This window comes from Marinomonas shanghaiensis, assembly GCF_003259175.1.
Classification (GTDB): Bacteria; Pseudomonadota; Gammaproteobacteria; order Pseudomonadales; family Marinomonadaceae; genus Marinomonas; species Marinomonas shanghaiensis.
This window is the reverse complement of the sequence record NZ_QGOK01000013.1, coordinates 1-14,707: the sequence shown is the minus strand read 5'-3', so window position 1 is coordinate 14,707 and position 14,707 is coordinate 1. Positions and strand designations below refer to the sequence as shown.

12 protein-coding genes are annotated in these 14,707 nt (G+C 38.3%); 1 reads left to right on the top strand and 11 read right to left on the bottom strand.

Annotation, left to right across the window (positions count from 1 at the left end; translation table 11 throughout):
* The first annotated feature begins 86 nt into the window (after window positions 1-86).
* A complete protein-coding gene (locus DKT73_RS11260) occupies window positions 87-1,493 on the top strand; it encodes an undecaprenyl-phosphate glucose phosphotransferase (protein WP_232827852.1) in 1,407 nt (468 codons plus the stop codon).
* A gap of 12 nt (window positions 1,494-1,505) precedes the next feature.
* Here the strand turns inward: DKT73_RS11260 and DKT73_RS11255 are convergent, their stop codons facing one another.
* From DKT73_RS11255 to DKT73_RS11205, 11 genes are read right to left on the bottom strand one after another with little or no spacing between them, the layout of a single operon-like run.
* A complete protein-coding gene (locus DKT73_RS11255) occupies window positions 1,506-2,723 on the bottom strand; it encodes a glycosyltransferase family 2 protein (RefSeq protein WP_111638657.1) in 1,218 nt (405 codons plus the stop codon).
* Window positions 2,717-3,784 carry a glycosyltransferase gene (locus DKT73_RS11250; RefSeq protein ID WP_111638656.1) on the bottom strand — a complete coding sequence of 356 codons (1,068 nt, stop codon included), beginning with the start codon at window positions 3,782-3,784 and terminating at the stop codon, window positions 2,717-2,719. The genes DKT73_RS11255 and DKT73_RS11250 overlap by 7 nt, the downstream gene beginning before the upstream one ends.
* Window positions 3,785-3,841: 57 nt before the next feature.
* Window positions 3,842-4,378 (bottom strand): acyltransferase, encoded by a 537-nt coding sequence (locus DKT73_RS11245; protein ID WP_111638655.1) that lies wholly within the window; start codon window positions 4,376-4,378, stop codon window positions 3,842-3,844.
* Complete coding sequence (locus tag DKT73_RS11240; RefSeq protein WP_111638654.1) at window positions 4,375-5,370, bottom strand: glycosyltransferase family 2 protein; 996 nt, start codon at window positions 5,368-5,370, stop codon at window positions 4,375-4,377. Before DKT73_RS11240 ends, DKT73_RS11245 begins: the two co-directional genes overlap by 4 nt.
* Window positions 5,367-6,596: a glycosyltransferase family 4 protein gene (locus tag DKT73_RS11235; RefSeq protein WP_111638653.1), complete on the bottom strand. Its 1,230-nt coding sequence runs from the start codon at window positions 6,594-6,596 to the stop codon at window positions 5,367-5,369. The genes DKT73_RS11240 and DKT73_RS11235 overlap by 4 nt, the downstream gene beginning before the upstream one ends.
* Window positions 6,593-8,077, bottom strand: a complete 1,485-nt coding sequence (locus tag DKT73_RS11230) for a hypothetical protein (protein ID WP_111638652.1) — start codon at window positions 8,075-8,077, stop codon at window positions 6,593-6,595. Before DKT73_RS11230 ends, DKT73_RS11235 begins: the two co-directional genes overlap by 4 nt.
* The gene (locus tag DKT73_RS11225; RefSeq protein ID WP_198666600.1) at window positions 8,074-9,375 is read right to left on the bottom strand and encodes a flippase; all 1,302 of its coding nucleotides are present in this window, start codon (window positions 9,373-9,375) and stop codon (window positions 8,074-8,076) included. Before DKT73_RS11225 ends, DKT73_RS11230 begins: the two co-directional genes overlap by 4 nt.
* 36 nt (window positions 9,376-9,411) lie before the next feature.
* Window positions 9,412-10,377, bottom strand: a complete 966-nt coding sequence (fcl, locus tag DKT73_RS11220) for a GDP-L-fucose synthase (RefSeq protein ID WP_111638650.1) — start codon at window positions 10,375-10,377, stop codon at window positions 9,412-9,414.
* Window positions 10,377-11,504 carry a GDP-mannose 4,6-dehydratase gene (gene gmd, locus DKT73_RS11215; protein ID WP_111638649.1) on the bottom strand — a complete coding sequence of 376 codons (1,128 nt, stop codon included), beginning with the start codon at window positions 11,502-11,504 and terminating at the stop codon, window positions 10,377-10,379. Before gmd ends, fcl begins: the two co-directional genes overlap by 1 nt.
* A gap of 40 nt (window positions 11,505-11,544) precedes the next feature.
* Window positions 11,545-13,029, bottom strand: coding sequence for a phosphomannomutase (locus tag DKT73_RS11210; RefSeq protein WP_111638648.1), 1,485 nt, complete (start codon window positions 13,027-13,029; stop codon window positions 11,545-11,547).
* 45 nt (window positions 13,030-13,074) lie between these two features.
* Window positions 13,075-14,472 carry a mannose-1-phosphate guanylyltransferase/mannose-6-phosphate isomerase gene (locus DKT73_RS11205; protein WP_111638647.1) on the bottom strand — a complete coding sequence of 466 codons (1,398 nt, stop codon included), beginning with the start codon at window positions 14,470-14,472 and terminating at the stop codon, window positions 13,075-13,077.
* Window positions 14,473-14,707 lie beyond the last annotated feature (235 nt).

The window sequence follows — 14,707 nt, the reverse complement described above, 5'->3', positions numbered from 1 at the left end:
TATTTGAAATACGCACAACATTACAATTAATCTTTAACCATTTACTGCTATCATACACCGAATATAAGCTCTTGATTATACCTAATATGCAAGATGAGGAAAAAGTGAAAAAAGGCCTAACACTAAAAGAACACAGTGCTTCCATCGGCATCAGCCACAGAGCACTAGATATACTTTGTTTATTTGCCACTGGATTGCTTAGTTATTGGTTGCGTTTTTCACACTTTGACCTAAACATTGCCTACAAAAATGTCTTACTGTTAGGTGTCATTATTGGTGCCACACTACTCTCAATCTTTGGCGGCTACCGCGCGTGGCGTGGATCTTCCTTTACCAGTGAAATAAAATGCGTAGTCAGTGCCACTTTCGGTACCTTTCTACTGCTCGTATTGAGTGCCTTTGCGACACAAACATCTGAGCTTTACTCCAGAATCTGGGTCGCTACCTGGCTTGCATCATCGACTTTTTTTATCATTGGCTATCGTCTCATACTAAGACAAAGCCTAGGGGCGCTAAGAGCAAAGGGTTATAACATACGTCGAGTACTCATCATCGGTGATGGCGAGCTTGGACAAAATGTCGCTAACAAACTTATCCAAAATCCGTCCATGGGCCTTCTGGTAAAAGGCTTTATATCCAAGGCAAACCAAAGTCCCATAAAAGATATTCCAGTGGTGGGCAGCTTAGAAGAAATAGATCAGCTAGTGCGTGATTTACACATAGACCAAGTATGGATCGCTCTTCCAATGAGCGAGGTAGCACAAATGGAAAAGGCACAAACCGCCCTAGCAACCAGCGCAGTCACCATTCGCATGGTACCAGATATATTTGGTTTTCAACTACTCAACCACTCAGTGACAGAAGTCGCTGGATTGCCAGTGATTAACCTATCAACATCGCACATGCTAGAAGGCAAAAACCGTTTTTTAAAGTCCGTTGAAGACAAACTGCTATCCAGCCTTATTTTACTCTGTATCAGCCCTATCATGATCACTTTAGCAATAGGGGTAAAACTGTCTTCACCAGGACCTATTTTTTATCGGCAGGAAAGAGTGAGTTGGAATGGACGCTCATTTAATATGCTTAAGTTTCGCTCAATGTCCGTAGACAGCGAAAAAGATGGCATAAAGTGGGGAGGGGCAACCAGTATGTCTGTCACCAAGTTTGGTGCTTTTATTCGTAAAACCAGTTTGGATGAGCTACCACAGTTTATAAATGTGCTATTGGGTGATATGTCTATCGTTGGACCACGCCCAGAAAGAACCGTTTTTGTCGATCAATTTAAACATGAAATCCCAGGTTATATGCAAAAACACATGGTAAAAGCAGGCATTACAGGCTGGGCACAAGTAAACGGTTGGCGTGGCGACACAGACCTTAAGAAACGTATAGAATGTGACTTATACTACATAGAACATTGGTCGATTTGGTTTGACCTTAGAATTATATTCCTAACCTTTTGGAAAGGTTTTATCCATAAAAACGCCGCATAATGCGGCGTTTTTTTAGCGAGTAGAATCAGCTTTTTTCCAAATTGTAATTTTTTTGCCACGAAGGGACAAATAGATACCTATAAAACAAGCAAGATTTGTCATAACAAAATATAACAAAATATCGCCAACCTTTCCTAAGACATTCAACTTCTCGTTCTTGTAACAAAGCCATAAATAAAAATATCCGAATAACTGCAAAAAAAATAAAGCACAGCCAAGCAGTGAAGAAAACATCCAAACAGCAGACGACAAAAACATCACAAACATAGGTAAAAAAGAAAACCAACGTATTACCTTGTGCGAATACATCTTGAAGAGATTAAAAATGGAAAAAGAAGCATGAATTTCTTTCTTAAGATGGCGATATGTATTAAATGAACGATTACTAATTCTCACTTTACGAGAAAACTCTTCAGTACTTTTTTCAGCACCTTTTTCATAGGCACAAATATCGGCAGAATAAGCTAAACGATAACCTTGGCAAATAGCTCCAACTGAAGTCGAAAAATCATCTAGAATACCAGTATCAAGAGGACGATAAAGTATTCTTCTAATGGCAAAAATAGAGCCATCTGCTCCCATCATGGAACCAGTATCAGATTCACATTGCTTAATAAACTCTTCGTAACGCCAATACAAACCGTTAGAAAATGCAGACCCATTAACATCTTCATTAATGTAGTTAAGCTGACCAGCCACACAACCGATACCTGAATCTAAAAATACCTCAGCAATACGAGAAAGTGCGTCCTCTCTCAAATAAACGTTTGCATCAGAGAATACAACTAAATCACTGCCTAATGTTGGCATAAGAGTATTAATAGCATGCGTTTTTCCCTTTCCATCGAAGACTTGAAAGATTCCAACAAGATCAGGGTTCATTGCTTTCACTTTTGAAGCAATGTCAAAGGTTCTATCTGTTGATGTATCATCAAGAACAATAATTTTTAATTTATCCTTTGGATAATCCAGTTCCAGATGGTTCAGAAGTTTACTTTCGATAACGGTTTCTTCATTATGCGCAGGGATGACAATGGTAATCGATGGTAAATTTTCATTCACCAATATAGTTTGACTTCTTTTATACTTCCGATTCACTTTCGATAAAAAGGAGATCAAAGCAGGATAACCAATATAAATATAAATCAGACAAAGAAAACTCGAAAAAAATAAAAAAAACATAATCAACCCACTAAAAAAAGCTATCTTTTTTAAAGAATAAATCAGCAAAAAAACTCATCTACCTTATTATCTGTCAATATATTAGACCATTCGTATTCAGATGAAACAACATCTAATCTTTCAACCAAATAATCATAATTAGTTCTTGCATAGTTAAAAGCTCTAATTATATCTTTCGGATCATCACGCTTAAAAATAAGATCATGAAAGTTATGTTTTCTTAGAAACTGTGCATTTTCACCTACATCTGAAGCAATAAAGACAACTCTATAGGCTAAAAAAGTATATAAAACTCCCGATTGAGTTGCAGCTTTATAGGGTAAAATAAATATGGCACGTTTATTAAAAATAGCTATTAATTTCTCTTCATTTATATATTCATCAAAAATATGAAAGTCTTCATATTTTTCCATTTCATTTTTCAGCTTATTAAGACTTGTACTCCAACGACCATAGATACCAAATTCAAAACCTAACGATTTTAGGGTTAATAATATATCGATTCCTTTATAGGACTCGACTCTCCCCCAAAAAATAACATCGTAATGGTATTCATTTCTTTCTTTCTTTTGAAAAAAATAGTCGCCAAAATACATATTCCCATGCTGAACAACAATATTTTTATCATTTTCAAAGTAATTATCAGAAAATCGTTTTTTAGTATATTCACTAACAAATATATTTTTCCTCGAAATCTTAGACAATATATAGTAAGTAAGCTTTCGCCTCCCTTTAAAACCATGAGGAACATCATTATGAATAGTAAATATTACTTTATCTCTTAAAAGAATAAAAAAAATAAATTCAAATGGAAAAAAAATTGACCATTGAAAGTTTATAACATCGTACCTCCCCCTATTAGAATATATTTTTAAAAGCATTTTTAAATACGAAAAAATACCGAAAAAAACATTAGCACTAGAGCTTGGCGAAATTTTATAAGAATATACATTATCACTATAGGCATTCAAATCTTCGAAAAAAACCGGATAGTCTTTACCCATTGAACAAAAAAAATCAATTCCCATTTTTTTCGAAAGACATTTTATATAGCTAGTATCATAAGGTAAGGTATAAGAAGAAGGATCAACTATCGCTATTTTTTTCATTATACACCAAATTTAAAATATCAACATTTACTATTTGAAGATCAGTGAGAAAGTGAATCATCGAAATATCCTTATACTCTTAAGTTTTTTTCTTTCACCAGAAAAAGATACTCCTGTTACTTTCGCCTTTTCAACTTTTAATACCTTACCAGCTTCAAAACGACCATGTACAATAGATCCTGCTGCGACAACAACATTTTTACCTATAAAAGTGTTCGGTAGTACAATAACCCGATTCGCAAGCCAGCAGCCATCTTCAACTATGACTTTTCCGCTTCTCGCCTCATGCCCAGAACTCTTAGGATTATGCTCTAATGACCAAATATTAACTTGAGGTGCAATATCTACATTGGAACCAATATAAACACCATCTCCTCTACCATCCAGTATTGAGTCGAAATTTATATTAGAGTACTCCCCAATGTGAATACCTCTAATATCTAGAATTTTAACACCTAAACCAATAACCGCCTTCCTACTAATTTTATTGCCACTCAAAAAACAATAAAAAAACATTCTCACCTTACGAGAGGGCACTTTATTTAAAATATGATTAATAAAATAAAACAGAATACCTTTTAATAATTCCTTCATTTAAACCCCAACTTAGATTTAAGAAGCCTCAATTTAGGTTTAACAAACTTAGAATTCAAGGCAATTGCAATTTTAAGATAATAGAAAAAATAAACTTTAAATCCATGAAATGGATAGGATGCCCGAATATACTCTCTATACCCCCTAAATCTATGTCTATCACTTACACCACCATCTCGCTGTACCGCAATAATATCGGGGATTTTCTTTATTTTGGCAACGGACTTTGCTCTGATCAATAAGTCTACATCCATCGCAATACTATACTTTTCAGAATACAATCCAATTTCTTTGTAAATATTCCGACTTAAGAAACTAGAACAATGGGAAAAGGGTACAGACATCGCCCAACTTATATTGTTGTCTTTTTTATCAAGTACGAAACCATCAGCAGTAAGTTTCTTAGTCTTTCCATATACGATTTCATTTTCTTTTAAATCCAATTTTAAGGATAATTTTTCCAGAACATCGTCATTAAAATAAAAATCATCTGCATTTAAGATTGCTATATAATCACCAAAAGATGCTCTAACCCCTTTATTAAAGGCATCACTTATTCCATTATCTTTTTCAGACACCCAGTAATCAATAGCATATTCGTACTTTCTAATAATATCCAAAGTACCATCGGTAGAGCCACCGTCTATGATGATGTATTCAACGTTATCATAAGATTGATTAATGACGCTTAAAATCGTTTCTTCCAGATGTTTTTCACCATTAAAAACTATAGTAATAACTGTAATTAAAGGTAGATCATAGCAACCATCTTTAACACAACCGTTCTTACGAAGACCACCTTCTCCTTGACGAGCATGACCTTCAGAAAGAAATAAAGCTGTTTCAAATTTATCATCTGTTTTTTTTAACTGATTAATTAACTCTGCTCTCTGATTAAAATCATTTTTAATCAGTCTACGAGTAGTACTATGGTTTGGGTTTAGAACAAAAATATCACCCATTTTATCTTCTTCTAATAAATCTGAACTCATGCTTTCTTACCAGGATCAAGTATACTTTTGTATAGTCCAATATATTTTTTTGCTACTACTTGGCTATCAAATTCGCATAAAACTTTATCTCTAGCATTTTGGCATACTTCTTCATAATTTTTTGCATTCAATACCCATTCAATGCCTTTAGCTAGATCTGCAGTATCGAAAGGCTTAGCTAGGTAGCCTGTTTTTTGGTGTTCTATCAAATCGCCATTCCCCCCTATATCAAAACCTACTGCAGGTGTAGCGCAAGACAATGATTCCATAATGGCATTTGATAAATTCTCTTGTAAACTAGGGACGACCATCACATCTGCCGCACTGTATAATATTCGTAAGCTAACATCATCATTTAACTCCCCAAGATAATGAACTTTCTGCTTAAAGTTGGGGGGGCGCTCTGGTTTGCGAGAACCAAACACAACAAGTTCTACATGAGTATTTAATAATGATAAAGAATCTGCTAATTCTTTAAAACCCTTACGTGGATCACTAGTAGCACCCATTGCACCAAAAAGAACCAGTTTCTTATTTGAAGGTAAATTAAATAAATCTCTTGCATGCCCTTTATTGAAGGGAGAATAGGCCTTAGTATCAATTGGATTAGGTAAATTGACATGTACTTTATCACCTAATAACGAGCTGTTCTTAGAACAATCGTGTAACCATTTACTCAAACCAACAACTGTTATATTTTTAATTTTTCTGTATGCTTTATTTTTTCGTGAAAAAACTTTAGCTTGATGATGTAATCTGGGCTCAGAAGATAGACCGTAATCATTAATATCAAATTTAGGATCATAATGATAGCCATCGGTAAATGGCCACATATCATGAAGAGACCAAACAATAGGCGCTTTTATACGAATCAGGTCTTCAGTGCGCATCATTCCTGCATTGACCCAGTGCAAATGTACAACATCAGGATTTATGTCATTAATACGATCAACAACATCAGAAAAAGGCAGCCAGTTTAAGCTAAATAAAGTTTTAGAGCGGTTTTTATAACGAAACAATGGCAAACTGTCTAGCGAAGGGCGAAGTTTACTCAAAGTTTTTTTAATCTTTGTGTTGGGACCAATAACTGTATAATCATCAGATGATTTAGACTGTACCAACATTGCACTGTCCACACTTTCAGCCAATAAAGCCTGATGCAACCTATAGGCAGCTCGAGCCGCGCCACCTTGAACATCCAATGTATTTACAATCAAAATTTTCATTTGCTTTTATATTTCCGATAAATTTTACGCACTAAATTATAAGTAGATGTTTTATTTAGAATGTAAAAAATAATTTTCTTAGATTCTCTTTTAAGTAATATTTTTTTATATAAAATTATTTGCCTGTACTTAGCAATGTAAAAACGGAAAAGTTTTCGTTCCATTATCGATTTCATAATTTCACAATCATTGACATCTTTCGCCTCACCTCTATTTCTTTTAAAATCAAAGGTTTGATTAAACGAAAAAAACTTAAAACCTAAATATTCAAAATAATAATTAGGATTATAAATAAGTTGAACTTTATCTATTTTATGAAATTCCAATTGACTATCATGAGGTTCAATAATTTCATTATATTCATCTAAGATATAAAAATCATTAGCAATATAATCTACATCTTTTGGATCACGTAATCCATAAACCCCCAAAGTCATACTTCCACCCAAAACAAAATCTTGATTTATACCTGAAACCTTATTTTTTTCTCCGAGTTTTTTTAGTGTTTCGTGAACTTTTCTGATTTTATATGGTTTTGCATGGTTTAAAAAATGAAGCCCATTTTCATTAAAAATTAGTTTAGAAATTCTTATTGCTTCTTCTTTTGTATCAGTTATATGAATTGAGCTAAATCCTATACCATTTATCGCTCTCACTTTTTTCTTTAAAGCCTGCACTTGCTCTAAACTATCAGACTGAAACATAATTACTGTTAAGGGTTTAAAATCAGTAAAACACTCAAATAACTTCTGATGCGCACCAGGAAAGTTATTGCTTTCACTGCCGATCCAATCCATATGTTTATATAGCTCAACAAGTAAATTAAGACCTCCCTGCGAGTTAAGCTCTATTTTCTTTTTATATACAACCTTACTAAAAAGTTGCTCTACAGCATTATAGTTTTCTCTTCCGGATGGCCATAAAAAAGCAAGATATGTATTTTCAGAATATTCAGAAAATTTAATTGCACCGATATCAAGAATTTCTGAAGGCACATTTCTTTCATAAAAATACATATAATTAGGTGAAACCTCAGGTAAATTGGTTTCAATACATGCTACATCCTTATTCAAATAAATTGCAGACGAAACTCTGTGAGCCCCATTAACTATGGTTCCATTTAAAGAAAGTGGTATTAATGTAATAGCACTATCAAAGCCATTTAATTCAATATTTAAAAATGTATCACAAAAGCTTTTAACGTATATATCAAAAGTTTTTTTATTTTCATTCCCAAACTCTTCAAATGAACCAAGTGTTTGTGATCGTATATCATGAAAATATATATTACGTGCAATACTTGGCGCTTTGTTTTTTAGCTCAAGGTAAGCCAATTTCAAAGCGAGATCAAATCTATTATATGTTAAAAGCTCTACTGCTCTCATTGTCTTCTTAAGATATTCAGTATCATCTAGACTTTCTATTAAAAAATCCTCTACTAAACCATTAACTTCATTTAAATGTAAAAACTCTTTAATCATTTTACAATTCCAAAAAAACCCTTTGTTTTTTGCATAGCCATTTCGATTTGACTCCTATCAACAAAATCATATAGATAACCAGCAATAAACCAACTTAATAATGTAGCGAATGCAGCGCCTTCACCACCATAATCGGGTATTAAATATAAATTAAGTAAAACATTACTACACATTCCAGCAAAATTCCTGAAAAATACTTTTTGTGTTTTCCCTTCATTAGTTAAAAACTTACCAGAAACAACCGTTAAAAAAACAAAAACACTTGCCCATACATGAATCTTAAGTATATTTGATGACTGCGTAAACTCTTCACCAAACAAAACAAAAACAAACCAATCACTTAAAAAAGTCAAGGGCAAAGAAATCAAAATTGCAAGCCATATCATAAGAGTATAAAAACGCTGCATTCGAAGCTTATAAAGATCATTACTTATTTTTTTTGCGTTAATAATTGCAGGAAATAATGATGCGGAAATCAATACGGGAATAAAATAAAGAGCTTCACTTAATCTAACTGCAGCAGAGTATATACCCACCTCATATTCCCCTAGCATCTCCTTAATCATAATTTGGTCGATACGCATATAGATCATAACTACAATGGCGGAGAACATCAGTGGCCACGAGTCTTTTAATAACTGCTTGGCGATATTCAAATCAAATCGTTTATAAAATGACGGATTTTTTCTAATTCTATATGCAAAAAAGTAACTAATGGCAATACTTAGCGTATCAAAGGCTGTCACTACAACAAACCAAACTAAATCAGATTGTGAGATTACTAAGTAAATCTTTATACAAGAAGAAATGACTAATTGAATAACCTTACAAATAGATATTATTTTAGCTAAAACTTGCGATTGAAAATAAAATTCGACCACTTCAAAACTTTGAAATACCAATCCAGTTGCAATAATAAATATAAATAAGTTCGTTGTTGCATCATTAGAGGTGAAAGGCACAATGAGCGCCATTAACCCCATAACAACAAAAGCACCAATTACCTTCAGCCAAAAGGCCGTACCTAGATATACATCACGCTTTTCTGGCTCATTGATGAGCTGGCGGACCATGATACCGTCCAAACCAAGCTTAGCAATACCTGCAAAGATTGCAGTAAAAGCCAATGCATAGCTGAATAAACCAAATTGCTCTGGTCCTAAGTAACGAGCTACCCATATACCAACAAACAGTCCAGCAAGAATGCGTAAAAATTGTTCTGCCATCATCCAGCTAGTATTTTTTAGATACTTTAAAAAGCCTTGGTGATGTCGCAATGCCAATACCTTAGCTAACACGGCAACCCCTCTTGTTAAAATCATCAGCAATTAGTATCAGCACCTAACATCTGCTTGATTATCTAAAAACCACGCATAGCTTTTGGTTAAGCCTTGCTCCAAGCCAATCGTCGATTTCCAACCTAACCTTTCCAAACGAGATACATCCATGAGCTTCCTTGGCGCACCATCCGGCTTACTGGCATCCCATTCGATCTTTCCTTGGTAACCCACCACTTTAGCAACCGTTTCTGTCAGTTCTTTGATCGTGCAATCAATACCACTGCCCACGTTAATATGAGATAACATCGGCTGTGTTTCTCTCTGATAAGTGGCATCGTCTAAATTCATCACAAAAATAGATGCCGCGGCCATATCATCAACATACAAAAACTCGCGCAAGGGCGTCCCAGTTCCCCAGGCATTTACCATCGGGGCATTGGCCTCCTTTGCTTCATGAAAGCGGCGAATTAAAGCTGGGATCACATGGCTGTTTTCTGGATGGAAGTTATCACCTGGCCCATAAAGATTTGTCGGCATCACACTGCGATAATCACGACCGTATTGTCGGTTATAACTTTCACACAGCTTGATTCCCGCGATTTTGGCAATGGCATAAGGTTCGTTCGTCGGCTCTAATGTTGCAGTCAATAGAGCATCCTCACGCATAGGCTGCTCAGCCAACTTAGGATAAATACAAGAAGACCCTAAAAAGAGCAGTTTTTGTACATTATGCAAATGAGCTGCATGTATGATGTTCGCTTCAATCATGAGGTTCTGATAAATGAAGTCCGCAGGGTAAGTGTTGTTCGCATGTATACCACCTACTTTCGCCGCCGCCAAATACACCTGATCAATCGACTGTTCAGCAAAAAAGTTCTGTACCGCTTGCTGGTTCGTTAAATCCAATTCAGTACGGTCAGCGGTAATAATCTCGTTATTAGGGTCTTGAGACAGTTGGCGCACCAAAGCGCTGCCAACCATACCATTGTGTCCCGCAACAAAAATACGCTGCTTAATCATTAGCGCGCTTCCTCGACAGACACAGAGACATCATGACCGTGCGATTTCAAGAAGGCATGTCGTTGCGCTACTTTTAAGTCTTCCGATACCATCTCTGCACACATTTCTTGTACTGTGATTTCCGGTGTCCAGCCAAGTTTCTGTTTCGCTTTGCTTGGATCACCCAATAAGGTTTCCACTTCCGCAGGACGGAAATAGCGTGGATCAATCTGCACCACGACATCGCCGACTTTCAACGCTGGCGCTTTATCGCCTTCGATAGCCGTTACAATGGCTTTCTCATCTACGCCCTGGCCTTCAAATTTTAACGTAATACCCAATTCTTTCGCAGACCATTCAATGAACTGGCGTACGGAATATTGCACACCTGTTGCGATAACAAAGTCCTCTGGCTGATCTTGTTGCAACATCATCCACTGCATGCGCACATAGTCTTTCGCATGGCCCCAATCACGTAATGCGTCCATGTTCCCCATATGCAAACACTTCTCTAAGCCTTGCGCAATGTTCGCCAAACCACGGGTAATCTTACGAGTCACAAAGGTTTCACCACGACGCGGTGATTCATGGTTAAATAAAATGCCGTTACACGCATACATTCCATAGGATTCACGGTAGTTCACCACGATCCAATAGGCGTACATTTTCGCCACAGCGTATGGAGAGCGCGGGTAGAAAGGCGTGGTTTCTTTTTGCGGCGTTTCTTGCACTAAGCCGTATAACTCTGAAGTAGACGCTTGATAAAACTTAGTAGTTTTTTCCAAACCAAGTAGACGAATCGCTTCCAATAAACGCAATGTACCCATTGCATCTACATCCGCTGTGTACTCAGGGGATTCAAACGACACCGCTACATGAGACTGAGCGCCTAAGTTGTACACTTCATCTGGCTTCACTTCTTGCAAAATGCGCGTCAAATTAGAAGAATCCGTCAAATCACCGTAATGAAGAATAAAACTCGCATTGTCCACATGTGGATCTTGGTAAATATGATCCACTCGTTGAGTATTAAAAGAAGAAGCACGGCGTTTGATACCATGTACTTCATACCCTTTTACCAACAAAAACTCCGCTAGGTAAGAACCGTCTTGGCCTGTTACACCGGTGATAAGGGCTTTCTTTTTCATTGAAACTCCATGCTTCTACAAGGTAGTAATTAAAATATAGTTAAAAATTAGTAAACAGTTTATGCCCAAGCATACAGGATACCACACTCACAGATCTCACCCGATCACCACTCTCAGCATAACACCTCAATTCAGGTGCATTACCAGACGGTCTTAAGTGAACAATGTCCCCGTTGTTTAGCGTCATACGAAGTCCATCGGTTTCATCAATTGAAACAACTTCTAGCGCCTCACCGTCTTGCTTTACTACCGATAAAAGCTCAGCTTGTTTCGCCTTGTTCGTTTTAATATCGGCAATAAGCTGTTTACTGACATCTGTTGGAATGTCTTTGATTCGATCGCTGGCGGTATAACGCTGCGGGAAGCCATTGGTTAATTGACTGACGGAACAAGCTTGCTCAAACGACATAGCCAATACAATTAAAGCGGGTAATACGGAGTCTCGCGTTGGTAAAGCATGTAATACTTGATTATTAACAACAAAATCAGCACCAACCAAAAAACCGCCATTGGCTTCATAACCAACGACTCTGGCATCTTGCGATTGTTGCAGCAAATCTTCCATACCAGCGATGACATAAGGCGAGCCAATTCTAGTTCTCAGCGAGATCCGTTCAGGGCTTTGCAATTTGCCTCTCAACTCAAGAACCGTATTCACATTTACGGGTGCCGCCACGTGAGTGGCTTGTAAATAATCAGCACAGAGCACACCCAGAATATCACCGCGTAACCACTCACCTTTTTCATTAGCAATAAGCGGACGATCACCATCACCGTCTGTGGATATAATGGCATCCAGCTTATAGTCTTTAGACCAATTCAAGCCTTTCTGTACATCTTCTTCCGATACCGCCTCGGTATCGATAGGCACAAACGTCTCAGTACGTTCTAACGAAATAACGTCGGCACCAAAATGCGCTAATAACGCTTTAATCACATCACGCGCCACACTGGAATGCTCGTACACACCAATACGTTTGCCTGAAAGCATATTCGACGGGAAAAGCGAGGTATAACGCTGTTTAAAAAGCTTAACAGCAGAATGATCAACGACAGGCAACGCCAACTGAGCCGCTTGCTCAGCGACAGATTTAGGCACAGCAACCGTCCCCTCCATAATAGAGGTCTCGTCTGCTTTACTGATTTCGCCATCTGGACGATAAAACTTAATACCGTTGCGATCAAAAGGAATATGACTGCCCGTGATCATCACCGCTGGCATGCTATTTTGCATAGCATAAAACGCCAAAGCAGGCGTAGGCAAAGCCCCACAAAACACAAGCTGCGCACCAAAGGACTCAACGGCCAGTAAACACGCTTTAGCAATCTCTGGGCTACTAGGACGTAAATCCATCCCAATGGCCACACGAGACGACGTCGGGCACACCTCTTGAAGGAAAGAGCGCACAAACGCAAAACAAAGCGCCGGCGTTAAATCCTTAACCAAACCACGCACACCGCTCGTGCCAAAGGCCACACCCAACTCAGTGCTAAGTTGTTTTACCTGCACAGCATTTGTACTCATTTTATCAACCCTTGCTCAGCGATCATTTTATCAACGGCCATTGTTTTAACGACCATAGCGGTCACTGAAACGCACAATGTCGTCTTCGCCCAAATAACTACCCGACTGCACTTCCACTAGCTCCAGAGGAATCTTGCCAGGATTTTCTAAGGCATGCACCACACCCACCGGAATGTAAGTCGATTCGTTTTCGGTGAGCAGAATTTCACGATCACCGTTTTGCACCTTCGCCGTACCAGACACCACCACCCAATGCTCTGCACGATGATGATGCATCTGCACACTTAACTTCTCGCCGGGCTTGACCATGATACGTTTTACTTGATGACGATGACCAAGATCGACTGTTTGGTAGGTTCCCCAAGGGCGATGCACGGTGGTGTGATACATATGCTCTTCACGACCTTCGGCTTGGATGCGTTTCACAATCTTCTTCACATCTTGGGCGTTGTTTTTATCCATTACCAACACCGCATCAGCCGTCTCGACAATCACCAAATCACGCACCCCCACCGCGGCAACCAAACGCGACTCAGAACGGATAAGGCAGTCAGTAGAACCTTCTGCCATGACATCGCCTAGCAGGACATTATTGTCAGCGTCTTTATCTGCGTAATCGTACAACGCATCCCAAGCCCCAATGTCACTCCAATCCCCCGCATAAGGCACGACTTTCGCTTTTTTCGTCGGCTCCATCACCGCGAAATCAATCGACTCTTCAGGGCATTGTGCAAACAACTCTGCATCGATACGCACAAAGTCCAAATCTTCCGAACGCTCTTGGTAGGCTTGGCTCACCGTTTGGAAAATATCCCCCCGATGCAATGCCAATTCATCCAAAAACGCCTTAGCACGGAACAAAAACATCCCGCTGTTCCACAGGTAGTCACCAGAATCTAAATAGGCCTGAGCCTTTTCAAGATTCGGTTTCTCGACAAACTCTGCGACCGCATAATCTTCACCGGCGCGAATGTAACCATAACCCGTTTCAGGACGTGTAGGCTGCACCCCAAAAGTCACCAAGGCATTTTCATTCGCCAACATAACTGCCTGCTGAATCGTCGCTTCAAAGGCCGCCACATCTCTAATCACATGATCCGCAGGCAACACCAACAATAACGCCTCATTTCCATGACAACGCTGCGCTTCCAACGCCGCCAAGGCAATCGCCGGTGCGGTATTACGACCTTTAGGCTCCAACACAATACTCGCGTCTTTCACCTTCAAAGCCTGCAACTGCTGAGCAATCAAAAAGCGATGATCCTCATTGCACACCACAATAGGCGACACCACATCCAAAGCCGCCGTTCTCAACATCGTCTGCTGTAAAAGACTGTATTCGGTATCCGTTAAAGGCAGGCATTGCTTAGGAAAATGCTCACGCGATAACGGCCAAAGACGACTACCTACACCACCAGATAAAATGACAGGAATGATTTTCAAAACAGATCCTTCGCATATGACAAAATAATCCTATCAGTCTAACAAAACTTAGGAGCAAGAAATATAAAAATGCAGAAATAAAGGACAAACACAAAACCAACACGAATCAAATGTTGAACGGCCTTTAGACCGTCAAAAAAACGGTCACACCAAACCCACCCAAATGTAGGTCGACCTTCAGGCCGTCAAAAGCCCAACCACACAAAACCCAATCGCATGTAGGTCGGCCTTCAGG